This window comes from Tychonema sp. LEGE 06208, from assembly GCF_015207505.1.
Classification (GTDB): domain Bacteria; phylum Cyanobacteriota; class Cyanobacteriia; order Cyanobacteriales; family Microcoleaceae; genus Microcoleus.
Genome location: NZ_JADEWT010000038.1, coordinates 32,850 through 48,067 on the forward strand (window position 1 = coordinate 32,850; position 15,218 = coordinate 48,067).

Annotated in this window: 13 protein-coding genes and 2 pseudogenes; 8 read left to right on the top strand and 7 right to left on the bottom strand. The window is 44.0% G+C overall.

What is annotated here, in order from left to right; genetic code table 11:
• Nucleotides 1–103 precede the first annotated feature (103 nt).
• On the top strand, nucleotides 104–430 hold the full coding sequence (locus tag IQ263_RS12440) for a XisI protein (protein WP_194067707.1): 327 nt from the start codon (nucleotides 104–106) through the stop codon (nucleotides 428–430).
• A gap of 79 nt (nucleotides 431–509) precedes the next feature.
• Here IQ263_RS12440 and IQ263_RS12445 read toward each other — a convergent pair whose 3' ends face one another.
• The 5 genes from IQ263_RS12445 to IQ263_RS12465 all read right to left on the bottom strand — a co-directional run bounded on the left by IQ263_RS12445 (nucleotide 510) and on the right by IQ263_RS12465 (nucleotide 5,331).
• On the bottom strand, nucleotides 510–1,034 hold the full coding sequence (locus tag IQ263_RS12445; protein WP_194067708.1) for a hypothetical protein: 525 nt from the start codon (nucleotides 1,032–1,034) through the stop codon (nucleotides 510–512).
• 30 nt (nucleotides 1,035–1,064) lie between these two features.
• Nucleotides 1,065–1,508: a Tse2 family ADP-ribosyltransferase toxin gene (locus tag IQ263_RS12450; RefSeq protein ID WP_194067709.1), complete on the bottom strand. Its 444-nt coding sequence runs from the start codon at nucleotides 1,506–1,508 to the stop codon at nucleotides 1,065–1,067.
• Nucleotides 1,509–1,630: 122 nt separating this feature from the next.
• Nucleotides 1,631–3,565, bottom strand: coding sequence for a P-loop NTPase family protein (locus IQ263_RS12455; protein WP_194067710.1), 1,935 nt, complete (start codon nucleotides 3,563–3,565; stop codon nucleotides 1,631–1,633).
• A 55-nt stretch (nucleotides 3,566–3,620) separates the two neighbouring features.
• A complete protein-coding gene (locus IQ263_RS12460) occupies nucleotides 3,621–5,126 on the bottom strand; it encodes a GTPase domain-containing protein (protein WP_194067711.1) in 1,506 nt (501 codons plus the stop codon).
• Nucleotides 5,127–5,175: 49 nt separating this feature from the next.
• Nucleotides 5,176–5,331: a hypothetical protein gene (locus tag IQ263_RS12465; RefSeq protein WP_194067712.1), complete on the bottom strand. Its 156-nt coding sequence runs from the start codon at nucleotides 5,329–5,331 to the stop codon at nucleotides 5,176–5,178.
• A 229-nt stretch (nucleotides 5,332–5,560) separates the two neighbouring features.
• On the opposite strand from IQ263_RS12465, the pseudogene IQ263_RS30105 reads away from it, so the two are divergent.
• The 3 genes and pseudogenes from IQ263_RS30105 to IQ263_RS12475 form a co-directional block, all read left to right on the top strand.
• A pseudogene (locus IQ263_RS30105) lies at nucleotides 5,561–5,733 on the top strand (helix-turn-helix domain-containing protein); the annotation flags it as partial.
• 12 nt (nucleotides 5,734–5,745) lie between these two features.
• Nucleotides 5,746–6,921 (top strand): NB-ARC domain-containing protein, encoded by a 1,176-nt coding sequence (locus IQ263_RS12470; RefSeq protein WP_486579298.1) that lies wholly within the window; start codon nucleotides 5,746–5,748, stop codon nucleotides 6,919–6,921.
• 106 nt (nucleotides 6,922–7,027) lie between these two features.
• A complete protein-coding gene (locus IQ263_RS12475) occupies nucleotides 7,028–7,591 on the top strand; it encodes a Uma2 family endonuclease (protein WP_194067713.1) in 564 nt (187 codons plus the stop codon).
• Nucleotides 7,592–7,815: 224 nt separating this feature from the next.
• On the opposite strand, the gene IQ263_RS12480 is transcribed toward IQ263_RS12475, so the two are convergent.
• The gene (locus tag IQ263_RS12480) at nucleotides 7,816–10,167 is read right to left on the bottom strand and encodes a PhoX family protein (RefSeq protein WP_194067714.1); all 2,352 of its coding nucleotides are present in this window, start codon (nucleotides 10,165–10,167) and stop codon (nucleotides 7,816–7,818) included.
• 213 nt (nucleotides 10,168–10,380) lie between these two features.
• A complete protein-coding gene (locus IQ263_RS12485; RefSeq protein ID WP_228049999.1) occupies nucleotides 10,381–10,773 on the bottom strand; it encodes a hypothetical protein in 393 nt (130 codons plus the stop codon).
• Nucleotides 10,774–11,147: 374 nt separating this feature from the next.
• On the opposite strand from IQ263_RS12485, the gene folK reads away from it, so the two are divergent.
• The 4 genes and pseudogenes from folK to IQ263_RS29610 form a co-directional block, all read left to right on the top strand.
• The gene (gene folK, locus IQ263_RS12490) at nucleotides 11,148–11,639 is read left to right on the top strand and encodes a 2-amino-4-hydroxy-6-hydroxymethyldihydropteridine diphosphokinase (protein ID WP_194067715.1); all 492 of its coding nucleotides are present in this window, start codon (nucleotides 11,148–11,150) and stop codon (nucleotides 11,637–11,639) included.
• 187 nt (nucleotides 11,640–11,826) lie between these two features.
• Nucleotides 11,827–12,375 (top strand): NUDIX hydrolase, encoded by a 549-nt coding sequence (locus IQ263_RS12495; protein ID WP_194067716.1) that lies wholly within the window; start codon nucleotides 11,827–11,829, stop codon nucleotides 12,373–12,375.
• A 91-nt stretch (nucleotides 12,376–12,466) separates the two neighbouring features.
• A complete protein-coding gene (locus IQ263_RS12500) occupies nucleotides 12,467–13,912 on the top strand; it encodes an FAD-binding domain-containing protein (protein WP_194067717.1) in 1,446 nt (481 codons plus the stop codon).
• Nucleotides 13,913–14,495: 583 nt separating this feature from the next.
• Nucleotides 14,496–15,218: pseudogene (locus IQ263_RS29610) on the top strand (calcium-binding protein); the annotation flags it as partial.

Below are 15,218 nucleotides of genomic sequence, written 5' to 3' on the forward strand. Positions count from 1 at the left end.
ATAATTCAGGAAAATATATGCCTGCAAAAGATATCTTTCATGCTGTTGTACGTTTTAAATTAAACTTGCTTGTATTTAATCCTGTAAAAGAGGAGATTGTATCATGGAGATAGAAAAATATAGAAAACTGATTCAGTCTATTATTGAAAAACACTCTAGCTGCGATTGTAAAGATCCAGAAGTGGAAACTCAAATTGCTTTCGATCGCGATCGCTACTTGATGTTTCATGTGGGTTGGCGCGGAGAAAGACGAGTTTATGGATGTGTTATTCACATCGAGATTAAAGAGGGTAAAATTTGGATTCAACGGGATAGAACTGAGGTGGGAATAGCTAACGAGCTAATTGAATCGGGAGTCCCTAAGTCGGATATTGTTCTGGGATATCGATCGCCCTATATGCGGAAGTTTACAGAGTTAGCGGTGGGGTAGTGGTTGCGATCGGAAAATAAGTAGAATCATCGTACTGTTTGGTATTTGCTGCGAATGGCGATCGATCCAGTGCAGGAATTTACCGCACACTCAGCAATTCATCAAGCTTGTTTTTTAATTCGGGCGATGCTATTAGTGGTCTGTAAACTTCACCTTCATAGGGCTTCCAAACATATCCAAGACTGAACGGTCGAAAAAGCGAAGATGCGACCGTCGCTTGCCAAACAGCTTCAGCCAAAACCAATCCTGGAAAAACCAAGGCCGATTCTTCAATCAATTCGCTATAGGTTCTAAACTCGTCTACTTCCATACCAACTAAAGCATACCGAAACCGTGGAGCCAACCGCAAATTATGATACAGAAGGATACCTATTTCTGTCATTAAATAAGCACTTTCTGGAGTGTCAATCCCAATCTCACTGATGCCACTTGGACAAACTCGGCACCACCAATTTTCTTCTATATCCTGAAAAATTTCTGCCCGACATTGGGAATGTCTACCGTTTGAGATCGTCCAGGAAATTTCATTGAAATATTGAGAAAATTGCTTTGCTTCAGATTGCTTTATTCCACATTCAGCCGATAAGCTAAACACCCATGCCATTGCTGTTCTCCCGTTGACTAAATTAAACTATCAAACTTTCTCCCATTCGCTTTGTGTCTGGGCGAGGGCTGTTTCATATTTCTCTAAAAGCATTGTAGCGCTTGACAAAATACTGACATGAGTTGGACTATCTTGTACAGCTTCAATATCTCCGACGATCTTGCTGTCGTCAATCTGCCAAAGAGGATCTTTTCCTGTGCCGCCAAATTTTGGGGGTTTGCGAAATGGTGGTAAGCCTTCGATAGAGAGGGATACAGACATTCCTTTTGTGTTTCTAAGGGCCACAGTGACAGACTCCTCTGAAGACTGGCGCTCTGTTTCTGGCCGTAAATAACCTTGTTCATCCAACCATTCTTTGGGCACTTGCTCAACATCAATGTCAATAGCGGGTCTGACTCCCAGTAGCCTCGCATTGCGTCCGATTTTGGGTTGACCGTTTTCTTCTGCCATGCCTCGATAATAGAGTCTTGTCATCACAGTTTCATCAGCCTAACACGATCGCCAGACTAATCATAAGGTAATTGTTGCGTTGGTTTCATGCGATCGCTCTTGATGCGCGATCGGGCGATCGCACTTTGTCACCATCTTAATCAAGTCTAGATATCTTCTAAACGCTCACGAATTTCAGTTACGCTTGTTATCGCACCATCAAGGGCTTGAAGCAGCTTACTTAAACTTTCACCTTCACGTCGAATCACTTGAGCAATACTATCGACCGATTTTTGAACAGAATCCCGAAGTTTGTCAGCAACTTGTTCTTGCAAATCGGCAGATGCCTCATCAGCTACACGCAAAATTTGTTCCTCAACCTGTTGCTTAGCCTTTTTTTCTTCTGCTTGACCACTCATCCAGCGTCGAATAGCAAAGAAGGCAGCACTTCCGAAAGGAGAAAGAAAAACACCTAGTAAGGAAGCGACAATTGCATCAACGGTAATAATACCAATAATGTCATCCACAATACTGTATTGAACCTCAGACACTGCTTTATTAATTGCATTCTCAAGCGCTTGACCAGAACCCGTCAGATTGAGGCTACTAGCATCAAACGATTCAAGCGATACTCCCTTTGACAGTCGTTCCCTTACCGCTTGCTGCTGAAGTTCAGCCAATTGTGATTTAAAGGTTGCTTCTAACAGCTTGCTGATTGAATCAGCCTCGTCATTGATTGTGCGCTTGATATCTTTAGGCTTAATACTTTCACGCAATAAAGCTTCGATCTCTGTTTTCCAACGATCTTTCAATTCTTCCTGAACAGCTTTGGCACCGAACTTTTCAGATCCCCACCACTCTTTCGGCCACAACCCCTTAATTCGATCCATCACAGAGACACTAGGCTTCCATTCGTCAAAGCCATCTTTGATTTGAGAATACAAGTCGCGTTTTAGTCGATTTTGAAGGCTTTCTAATCGAGAGCCTAAAAGTGTCATTATGGTGTTAGAATTAACAGAAACCTTAATTCCTAATTTCTCTAAATCAGCAACTAATTCATCAACAGATCGCTTTGTTCGCTCATTTTTTAGAACCTCTATTGTATTAGTTAGAGAGCGTTTGAGAATTATTTTAGGACGATCCAATTTGATTTGAATCCCCTCTTCCACAAGGATACTTTTCAGAGCATCCATCACTTCGGTAAGATCAATTTTTCCGTAACGTTCATAGCTTCCTGTGTCTTCATCAAAAATCCTTTGGGTTGTAGTAGCCGGAACAATTGTTAGGGTTCGCTTGAATAGGTTACTTAATCCACCGAAAGTTTTGCCTCCCCAAAGAATCCACTTCTTTTTTTTCTCCCATTCCTTTTGCTGCTTATCTATTTCTGGGATATTCCGAGTTACTGTATCCCACTTGTTGACAACAATCAGGGCTTTTTTGTTGGAAGCATTTTCCTCCGTTAGCTCACTCGCATCTTTTAGTCCAACTATATGTCGCACAACAAAGTCGTAATCATCACGGGTGAGATCGGATTGAGCATTGGATAGAAAAATCAGGCAATCAGCCTTGTTAATAAAAGGAGCTATTGTAGTGTTGTCGTGAACAACACCCCCTGTCCCTGGAATGTCAACCAGTCGAATGTGACTAGATTCAACCAAGAATTCATATACATTTGTGGTTGCAACTTCACCTGCAATAATTACAGCATCTTCTGTCGGTTGAAAGTTACTGCTGGAGCGAAGCCATTGATTAAGTTGATCCGGGTTAACATTAAGAAAATCGCAGATCATTGATGTTTTACCAGCACTTACGGCTCCCATGAATACCAATGTGAAATAGTTGATATTCTCTTCACAATCTTTGAAATCATTTTTCACTTCTCCAATGTACTCACGAAGTCTAGTAGTAAGGGCAGTAAACTCAGAGAAAGTCTGAAACTTATTGCAATGCTGTAACAATTGTTCGCAATAACTTTCTTTCAACTGGAAGATAGGTTGAAATTTTTTGGAGATATCCTCGATTAAAACCGGAGCAAAATCATCAAGCAGAGTATTTGCATTGATGCTAACGCGGAAAGTCTTATAAGCTGGTTGTTGTGTCATTTTTTTTCTCCTGTGTTAATCGAATATGTACATTTGTAAGAAAAATCGATCTGAGTCAATCAATAGAGGTTAAAACATCACAAAAATATTGTAGGGAATCCGCATGATTTTTGTAAAAATAATATTCTTCAAAGATGTTAATTTTTGTCAAATTTGTAAAGAGAGTTTCAGAAATATCTTTTTGGAATTGAGTAAGCCAGTTATCAATTTCATTTGCAGCCCTATTAAAATATTGATCGGATTGTTCAATGCTTCGGTCAAATGTATCTCTATCTTTATCCAAAAACCAATAATCATCAAAAGCATCCCAAATTTCGTATATAGAATTTTTCAAATTCGATATAATCGAGTCACTACTAGGTTCGCTAATTTGAAAGCTTCCAACTAAATTTCTTGCAACAATTAAAATATTACTTCGCAAGTTACTAACAAATATCTGAAATTCAGAGACTATTTCATCCTGATATCTATCTCGGCATTGCATAGACTTATTCTTCTTCCATCTAAAATTATCACCTTGCCAAAAACGCTCATCACCCGTAGTTTGATAATTCCGCATCTCTTGAAGACAAGATCCTCGAATTTTTCCAATACGGTTAGATAAGGTATCCACTTCTCTATTAATAGATTCATTTATTTGTCCGATTACTGTTTGAATTTTATATGTCATTTGTTCGCCCAGTTTTTCTTCACGTTTTCGTAGTGCGATGTAACTGGCAATTACAATTGAATATTTACTTGCAACTTCAACCAATTCAACTTCAGCACGATTGATAGCACTGTTAGAGTTAACTTCAAGAGATTCGTAAATCACTTGTCTTAATTGGCGCTCTCGATCGCTATTTGAATATCTTCTTGCTTCGGCTACTGAGAATGATACAATCGGAATCTCATAGTCAAAAAGTCTAGCAATTCCTTCAAATTCCATCTTTTCATTACCATGACTCAGAAAGTTGATATAGCTCTGAATCTGCTTCTGTTTAACTTTTTCAGGTAAATCAGATAAGCAGTCTATTTTGTTGATGACAATAACAATCCGTTGTAATGCTTTGCTTTTGAGTACCTCGTTGCTCTTGAGAAACTCGTAAAAATGTCTCGGAATCGGATAGCTAACATCAAACACAAGTAGTAAAAGATTGGCTCGACGGATGATGCCTTTAACTATTGTGTCATCTTCTTCGCAAAGAACAGAACCTAAACCCGGCAAGTCAATAATCACTGTTTCTTCATCAATTTTGGCTTCCTGAGCTTGTGAGGTTTCACGAATAGATGCTTCTTGGAAAACACCTGATTCTCCACGATTTAGAAGGTGATTTCCAAGAGCAGACTTGCCTGCATTAACCATTCCAACTAATGCAATAACTTTTGTATTTCGATAATCGTGAAGAAACTCCCAAAAACTTTCTAATCGCTCAATATCTTGCTGGACATTTTCGACAAGATTAGCTTTTGCAAAGGTCGAACCTGCCTCGTCAGCCAGAAGAATCGTCTCTTCAGGAAGAGTCTCTAAGGCCCTGATTAATGAATCTTTAATGTCTGAAAGGCTTGTGAAATCAGTCAAGTCTTTCCTCCTTTTCCAAAATTCCCTCTATCAATATCACCAGAATTTGTCATTTTTTGTCATCTTTCCCCTTTCCCATTCCCACAACGGCTGCACCTACTATAAAGAATGCAATAATTGCCCCAAATGGCCCAAGAGTTGCCAAAAGAGTCAAAACTATTGCGCCAAGCACCATAACCCCCAAAAACTTTAAAACTGCATCCATATTCTTTTCTCAGTGCTAAGATTCAATTATTTACTTGCTCCTATTTTATTTAGAAATAAAACTTTTGTGTACTCAAAAAATGTCCTATTTTGCCAACTACTTTATGCTGCTTCCGCTCTCTTTAAATCCAGTTATGTACCAAAATATCTAAAAATATACTAAAATGTCTAAAACTGTGCCATAATACACAAAATCATCCCAGCCTCTTAAGCCGATGAATCTTAAAGAAATGTTAAACCTCGCCGATCGCATAGTCTTCGAGAAAACGGGTCAACACCTTGACGATTTACAAGAGGCGGTAGTAAAAGCAACTCTACAACACGAGACATACAAGCACGTAGCCAAAGACTTTGACTGTTCTGAAAGTCGTGTTAGAATGCGGCTTCGGAATTATGGCAATTACTTTCAGAAGAGTTGGGAGAAGATGTCAATAAAAAGAATTTTCGATCGGCAATTCATAGGTTTCAAGTCTCTAATGTTTCAAACTTTGCACAAGACGTTGTAGCTATCGGTAATTTTAATATTTGTGGAGAAGCTAGACACCCGCCAAATATCCCAAACTCAAACCCACCAAATCAGGAAACAGCTAACCCAAAACAAACCAAAACTCTACATCAAGATTTAAGCGAAATGCCGGAATTGGGAGATTTCTACGATCGCACTTCCGAACACCAAACCCTCACAACCTGGATTCTACAACAACACAGCCGCCTAATAACCCTCACCGGCATCAGCGGCATCGGCAAAACATCCCTAGCAGTACAACTCGTACAACAAATAAAAGATGAATTTGATTACATAATTTGGCGCACCATAGACGCATCCCACACTTTCGACGAATTTCAACACGAACTAATCCAGCTTTTATCCCAGTCAGAAAACCTAGATTCACCTGCAACTAACCAGAAACGCTTACCTCTAATTAAATATTTACAAAAACATCGCTGTTTAATAGTCTTAGATGACGTTCAAAACCTTTTTTGTAGCGGCGAATTGGCAGGAAAATACAAACCAGAATCCGAAGAATATCGTTCTTTATTCAAACAAATCGAAAAATTATCCCATCAAAGCTGCTTTCTGTTAATCGGTTGGGAACAACCCAGAGAAGTGACTCAAGTTAAAAACCAAAATACTGCCATTCGTACCTTACAACTCAAAGGTTTAGACACCGCAGCCGCAGGGGAAATCCTGAAAGATTATGGCTTAGAAGCAAGTGAGAATACTGAAGCACTCATTCATCGCTACGAAGGCAACCCCCTATGGTTAAAAAGCGTGGCGACTCTGATTCAAGAGTTGGGAGGAGGCGCGAATCAGTTATTACCAGATGATACCATATTGTTACCAGAAGATTTGAAAGATGTTTTACAGCAGCAGTTCGATCGCCTATCCGAACTAGAAAAACAAGTAATCTCCTTGTTAGCGAAAGAAAGCCAGCCAGTCAACCGCGCAAAATTGCTAGAAAATGACATAATTCCGCTGTCTGATTTGGTAAATGCGCTGCAATATCTATCGCGGCGCTCATTGATTGAACAACAAGCAAATTTTTACACTCTGCCGCCTGTGTTGAGGCAGTATATCAAAGGATTGTAACCAAAATCTAAAATCTAAAATCTAAAATCTAAAATCAAACCGATCGCCCTTCAACCGCCCTTTTCTTCAAGCTATTCTAGAAACATACTGTATTCCCGATCGCATTATGGTTGCCTTACCCGATCGCCTATCGATGAGCGCAGAAGAATACCTGGCTTGGGAACCCACCCAAGAGGAACGCTACGAGTATTGGGATGGCGAAGTCGTCGCCATGAGTGGCGGCACCCGCAATCACAATCGGATTTCAGGAAATTTCTTCAGAATCCTAGATGATGCCCTTGTCGATCGCCCTTGCGAACCTTACATCGTCGATGTCAAAGTCCAAGTGGAAACAGGGCAAAAGTATTTTTATCCAGATGTTGTGGTAACTTGCGACGATCGCGATAACGATCCACAATTAGTGCAATTTCCTTCCTTGATTATCGAAGTTTTATCGCCTTCCACCGAAGCAGTAGATCGTGGCATTCAATTTGCGAAATACCGCCAATTTTCAACACTGCAAGAGTATGTATTGGTGCAAGTTGAACAGCCTGGAGTAGAGATGTTTCGGCGCAATCAACAGGGGCAATGGGTTCTCTCCGAGTATGGTTTGGGCGATTCCTTGCAACTTGAATCGGTGAATCTAGAAATTGCGATCGCCGATTTATACCGCCAAATACAATTTTCTTAGTCTCGTATTTGTATGGTACTAATATAGTCCGGTAGGGACACGGCAGTGCCGTGTCCCTACTTCGGTAAAGTCGGGGTTCTGGGTGTTCAGGTTTTTGAAATGGGCTTACTTAAGCAGGATTTACGCACTCGACCAAAGAAACCGGGTTTTTACCAAATCTGCCGACTGCAACGACATATCTAGGCAAAAAACCCGGTTTCTAGAGCTTCACGCGCAAGTCTTATTTAGACAAACTGACCCGTTGTAGTCGATCGCACGCGGCGAATTCCAATCACCGACGGCATCGGGGATCGGCGCGAATCATTCGAGATATTGCTAGGCCACAAACTGCCGCGAGAAACACTGCGAGTCTGATTAAAAACAGCACCGTTTAAATCCAACATTTCAATTTGCCGACTCAGTACAGTACCATCATCGATCGGGCAATCTTCCCCCGGATGCTGAACCGAAAGCAACAGCGTATCTCCCACAAAAGTCGGCCCAGTCATTTCGCACCGATTCGGGCCTTGAGCAAAGGGAATTACCGTACCCGCATTCGGCCCCGATGTCGGAATATAAAACAGCCAATTGTTACCGAAAACACCCGTAAAATCCGAGACATTTCCAGTTTTTTTATGGTCGATCGCATTTGGCTTCCCAGCAGCACCAACATCAAAACCGTTGTGCGTGCTCGTAGACATATCAGTCACACCCCAAATATTGCCTTGAGTGTCAAAATCCAAATTGTCTACACTAGCAAAGCCAGCCCCAGAGACTGAACCCGCTTCTCCACCTTGAACAAAACGCTGCCAGCGGAAAGTCAAACCCGCACCGTCGGAACTATCTTCAATTATTTTGTAAATTCCTCCCGACTGCTGGGTGCTATTGAGGGCGACAGTGTATTTAGCAACAGTAAAAATCCGGGAATCTGGATAACCGTCACTACCAGGTGCGCCGTCAGTATAGGAAATGAAAACTTCCTTAGTTGTGGGATTAACTTCCAAATCTTCCGGCCGCGCCGTCGGAGTTCCGCCAATCAAATTAGCAGCTAAGAAAGCATCAACTAAAACCGCACCTTGGCTGGTGTAGAAATTAGCCAGAGTTTTATTTCTGTAGCCGGAAAGTGCTGTTGCTTCATTAGTTGTATCTACTACAAAAGAACCGCCATCTTCTGTTTGACCGGCAATTCCGCTGCGTTTGGGCAAGCGAGTATTGGCATCTCTTTGCGCTTTGCCAAAACTTGCTAATTCCGCTTCGCCAACTTTAGAAGGACTCACTGGATTCGTCGGGCTATTTAATGCCAACGGCAGCCATCTTCCCGCACCGTTGCGGTTGTATTGGGCAACGTACAAAGTGCCGTCTTCAAATAAGCGGCTGTTGGTTTTATCTGCGGGATTGGTGACAGTACCGTTGCTGACAAATTTCCAGGTGTGTCCGCCACGGCGATCGTCCCCCATGTACACTACTAACTTGCGTCCCGCTTCAGCGCGAATCGCGACATTTTCGTGGCGGAAACGACCTAAAGCGGTGTGTTTGCGGGGGCGAAAACTGGGATCTTGGGGATCGACTTCTACCATCCAGCCGTATTTTTCGCCGACTAAGCCGAATTCTTCGCCGGTAGTGCCCTTGGCGTAGCCGGTTTGGCCGCCGTTGGGTTTGACATTTTCCTGGACTCCGATGAAAAATGCTTCGCTACCTTGGAAGTTTTCTTCGGCGGAGAGGATTGTACCCCAGGGGGTTGTGCCGCCGGAACAGTTGTAGGCTGTACCGACGATCCGGTTTCCCAGCCCGTCGCTGTTGACTTGGGCGAAGACTTGGGTAGCAGCAGGGCCCGTACCCGTGAGGTAGTTGTCGTCGCCTTGTCTGCTTCCCCAGGATGTGACATCTTTGTATTTGTCGGCACGCTGGCTGTTGATTCCGAGGCCGGAAAGTCCGTGGATACGGCGGTTGAGGGAGTCGCCGGCGATCGCCAAAAATCTACCGTTAGCTTGTTTGGTAATGCGGACGATCGATCCGCCGAGGTTGTACAAAAATTCGCCGAGGGTAGCCTGATTCTTTACGGATAAGTCTATACCGAGGACGGCGCGATCGGTCGCAGGAAAAGATGCCACATCTGACGGCGCTTCCGGCGCGATTTTCGACATCGGGAAAGATACGTACTCGTGGTTAACCCAGAGATAGCCGTCGCCATTGCTGCCGCGAATCCCTACAAAGCCCGTGTAGTCGTTGTTGTAGCCGAAATAGTCTGCCGGATCGGGAAAAACTCGATCGCCCCAGCGGAGAATCACATAGCGTTCGTATTCCGGCGGCACAACCACATCATCAACCACGCTGTAGCTGGTTAATTTAGTATTCTGCGAGGCCGCCATCACTGTTCCCTGTCCGTTTATGCTTGTTGGCATGAAACTGGACAATTCTTGATAAACTGGCAGCGGGTGAGGAAGTCTTAACGGAGTGAAAGATAGCGGCCCTATAATAGATTCCGCCGAGGTGGAATTGATGCCGAAGAGTGTTTGAGTTAGTTGAGGTGCAAGGACAGTAGTAGCTGCACTGCTACCGAAGAAAATTAACAGTTGTCGGCGAGTTATTTTAGACATAAATTCCTATTCAACCCACATCCCTAATCAGATGATTCCGTAGGAAAATTTATCACTCTTACATTAAGGGAAGTTAACCTTTAGGTTAATTAAAGTGGAATTATATTTGGGTTAATAATTGGTTATTGGTTGTTTGTTATTTGTTGTTTGCTACCAATTCCCAATCCCTCCGCTTCGCGCTCGCCCTGTTTGGCCGATGCCCGATGCCCGATTTCAATCATCTCGAAAACCGGGATCGTTTTGTCTAGATGCCGATCGACTGGGCGCTGGTACATTAATCGCTGGCGAAGGCCCGGTATTTGCGGCGGAAACATTGCTGTCTCTGAATCCCAGCAGCAATTTTGCATCGGCAAAATATCTAGTCCACAGTTCGATTCTCGAATCTTTCTGCCAGTCGCGGCGCGATACTCTCGATCGCAAAACCGGAACTAACTGCCGGCTGCGAGTCGCTGTAATTATCACCGTAACTACTGTTAATTCGGGATTTTCTTGAAACTGGCGGGCGATCGACAATGCGGCCAAATCTTCCGCCTGCTGCACTAAACCCGCAAAAGATTGACTGTCGTCCGAATTTAGGGTAAGATAGCTTTCCTTAGTTTCAGCCAAAGCTATCGATGTGCTTGCTGCTCAACTGAGAGTTGCCAAGATGACGGCAGACAAAATGCGACGGTGCAAACTCATTAATTTATTACTTAAATACTGACATTTGTTAATGATAACAAACAAAGATTAACCGTAAATTAAGCTAAAATTAAAACAATATTTTAGAGCGCAATGGAGACTTAGATCTAATCCGCTATTCATCGGAATTATTCATCTCTCTTATCTCCCTCTGTGCTCTCTGCGTTCTCTGCGGTTAAAATATTCCAATTCAACTTTAATAAAAATCTTGTGGTGGGCATTTCACCGGCCCCAAAAACAGAATTTAAATGCAGAACAGCTCGTAAATACCTGTGCGTAACCCCAACTCCCAATTCCCAATGAAATCAACAAAATGTGCGATCGCCCTCGGTAGCAACTTAGGCGACTCCCTCGCCACACTCAAAAGCGCGATCGCCACTCTCAACAACACACCAAAAATCGCAGTAAAATCCCATTCTAGCTGGTATAAAACCGCCCCCGTCGGGCCTCCCCAACCCCATTACATCAACGCCTGTGCCATCCTAGAAGTTGCCCTAGAACCGAAACAATTGCTAGCAGCTTTATTAGAAATTGAAATAAAATTTAATCGGATTCGCCGCGAAAAATGGGGGCCGAGAACCCTCGACTTGGATTTGCTGCTGTATGATGATTTAATCTTAGAAACTCCGACACTGACTTTACCTCATCCCCGGATGACCGAAAGAGCTTTTGTATTAGTACCTTTAGCAGAAATTGCGCCGGATTGGGTGCATCCAGTGACGAAAAGCGCGATCGGGCAACTCCAGCAAACTGTAAACTGTTCGGGAGTGCAAAAAATGTTAAACAATTGACAGTTGACAGTTGACAGCGAGGTTTTTAGGATAGGGATTTACACCCCAGCCTAAAAACCTGACACCCTGAAAGCGGGGGTTTTAATCCCCTGAATTTTGATAATGTAAAAATTGAGCAAAATTTAATGGCTTCAATCGCCTATGATGTCATAAATTAGTGCAATCAAACATTATTCGCTTATCGCTTATGCCATTAGGAAAAGAACTACCCCAACTCCTCAAACAGCGCCTGTTTTACCAAGGGCGCAAATTCAACTTTGACGTAGCTAGCCTGCGCCTTCCCAACGGTTCCGAAGGCGACTGGGAATGTATTCGCCACCCGGGTGGAGCACTTGCAGTTCCCGTCACTCCCGAAGGTAAACTCGTCTTGGTGCGGCAATATCGCTTCGCCGCCAAAGGACGGATTTTAGAATTTCCCGCCGGGACGATCGAACTTAATGAAGATCCCGCAAAAACTATCAAACGCGAAATCGAAGAAGAAACCGGATATCGCGCCGGCAAATGGCAGGAATTAGGCAAATTCATGCTCGCGCCAGGTTATTCTGACGAAATCATTTATGCTTTTTTAGCCCAAGATTTGGTCAAGCTGGAAGAGCCGCCAGAACAAGACGATGATGAAGACATGGAAACAGTTTTGTTCACTCCAGAGGAATTAGAAAAAGCCATTTTAGCCGGGGAACCAATTGATGCAAAATCAATTTCTAGCTTTTTTCTAGCGCGCCCTTTTTTGATGTAAAATAGTATCGCGGTGCGTCACTTAGATAGAGTCGTCAACAACTAGAATTCTGGCAGCGACGCACCTACAAAAATCTCAAACCTCAAATCAAATGTCAGACTTAATTTTATTTTGGCACCGTCGAGATTTACGTATTTCTGACAACATCGGACTGGCTGCCGCGCGCCAGCAAAGCCCGAAAGTAGTCGGGATTTTTTGCCTGGATCGCAATATTCTCGATCGCGATGACGTAGCGCCAGCCAGAGTCACCTACATGATAGGTTGCTTGCAAAAACTTCAGCAGCATTACAGCGAAGCAGGCAGCCAATTGCTGATAATTCAAAATGAACCAAGTCACGGCATCCCAAAATTAGCAACCGCAATCGATGCCAAAGCAGTATTTTGGAACCGGGATGTTGAACCCTATGCAAAAGAGCGAGATATCAGCGTATCAAAAGCTCTCGAACAAGCAGGAATTAAAGTTGAAATTTTCTGGGATCAAATCCTGCACGCCCCCGACGATATTCGCACCGGTGCAGGAAAACCCTACACAGTTTATACACCATTTTGGAAAAATTGGCACAGCCAACCCAAAGCTGAACCAGTAGAGACACTGCCGATAACTTATCTGGAATTAATGACCGGATTAAGCGCCCAAGAACAAGAAATCGCCAACCAAATAGGTGCAATAGAAACACTGCCAACGGCATCTAGTTTGGGATTTACTTGGGAAAATCCATTAGTTTTAGAACCCGGAGAAGATGCCGCGCGAGCAAAGTTGGAAGAATTTTGCGAAATCGCCATTTACGAATATCAAGAACAGCGAAATTTGCCCGCAAATAACGGCACATCGCAACTCAGCGCCGCCCTCAAATTCGGTGCAATTGGTATCCGCACAGTTTGGCAAGCTACCCAGATAGTAATGGACACTTGCCGCAGCGAAGAAGCGCGCACAAGCATCCGCACTTGGCAACAGGAAATAGCGTGGCGAGAATTTTACCAACACGCCATGTATAACTTCCCTGAATTAGCAGATGGGCCCTACCGTCAAACATTCAAAAATTTTCCTTGGGAGAACGATGAAAAGCTGTTTCAAGCTTGGTGCAGGGGCAAAACTGGTTATCCGATTATCGATGCGGCAATGCGGCAGTTAAATCAGACTGGTTGGATGCACAATCGCTGTCGGATGATAGTCGCTAGTTTCCTCACCAAAGATTTAATTATTAACTGGCAGTGGGGTGAAAAATACTTCATGCAAAATTTGATTGACGGCGACCTTTCTGCTAACAATGGCGGCTGGCAGTGGAGCGCATCTAGCGGTATGGATCCGAAACCTTTGCGAATATTTAATCCCGCCAGTCAAGCTCAGAAATTTGACCGGGAAGGGGAATATATTCGGCACTGGGTTCCAGAATTGCGCCGAGTTGATACGAAACTTTTGCTAACAGGAAATATTTCACCTATAGAACGCCGGCTGCTTCATTATCCCGATCCGATAGTAGACCACAAGGAGCAGCAGCGTAAGTTTAAGGAACTTTATAAACTGCAAAAAGTTTAAATATCAAATGCAGTTGATTGATGGGGAATACCAGGTTAGATCATTTCCGGTTACACTCCTGGTGATGTTGACTGTTCACTCTTCACCGTCAACCGTCAACCGTCAACCGTCAACTCGAATTTACTATTCCGATGAAGAGAGGAGTTGATCTGAAACAGGGCCGAAAGGACGATCGCATTATTTCGTCTGCTTTCGGGGAACTTGTACTAATTCTCAGAACTCGTGCAACAGTAGCTTTAGGGTGCATCGCCACTTGTCAATCCTCGCATTCGATCGACAATTTCGCATCGCTTTGCGGACTATGTAAAATTACGTAACAGCCTGGTGCGATACAAAAAAAAATTAGCTAATTTTGAGGAACAGACAAAAAGTATTTCAGGGCGATCGCGGATTATGAAGTCAGGGTGACGAGCGTGTCTCGGCTGAACGCACAGGTATTTGACCGCTTGGCTCAGATTGTGAATCAAAATCAATATGTTACGAAGAACTCAGAAAGCAGGCTTCTTGAAAAGAAACTCCACATTTCTTAAAGAAGCTGAGTTGCCTATTGTTTAAACCAAAGTAAAAGTATAGAGCAAAAATCATGGCTACTTTCACCGTCACTAACCTCAACGACAACGAAAGCGATCCCGGTTCCCTGCGATTTGCCATCAAACAGGCTAATGCCCAAGCAGGCGCAGACACAATTATCTTCGACCCAAATTTCTTTGCCGTACCCAGAACCATTGCCCTTTCAACACAACTCATCGTCAACGACAGCCTCACCATCAAAGGCCCTGGAGTCAACAACCTGACTATCAGCGGCGATGCCAACAAAAATGGCAGCAACGACAATGGCGATGTCCGCCTCTTCTTCGTCAACCAAGGGACTGTTCAATTCAACAACCTCACCCTGGCAAACGGTCGGGGCAAGGGTGGCGACGGCGGTGGAGGCGGCGGCGGTATGGGGGGTGTCCTGTTCATAAATGGTGGTAGCGTCACCGCCAATAACGTCACCTTCTCAAATAACCAAGCAATTGGTGGCAATGGCAGCTTTGGCAGTGGCGGTGGCGGTGGTGGTTTTGGTGGCTCTGGTGGCTCTGGTGGCAGTGGCCGTTATGGTGGCAGTGGCGGTGGCGGCTTTGGTGGCGGTGGCGGGATTAGCAGTCTGTATGCCGGGGCTGGTGGCGGGGGCTTCAGTGGGGAAGGCGGTTACGAAACCGACAGTCGCGCACGAGGCGGGAGTGGTGCAGGCACTATCTTTGGTGGCAACCCGGCAGGGGATGGTGGCAGTGATGGTGGCAGGGGCGGTGGTATTGGCGGTGGC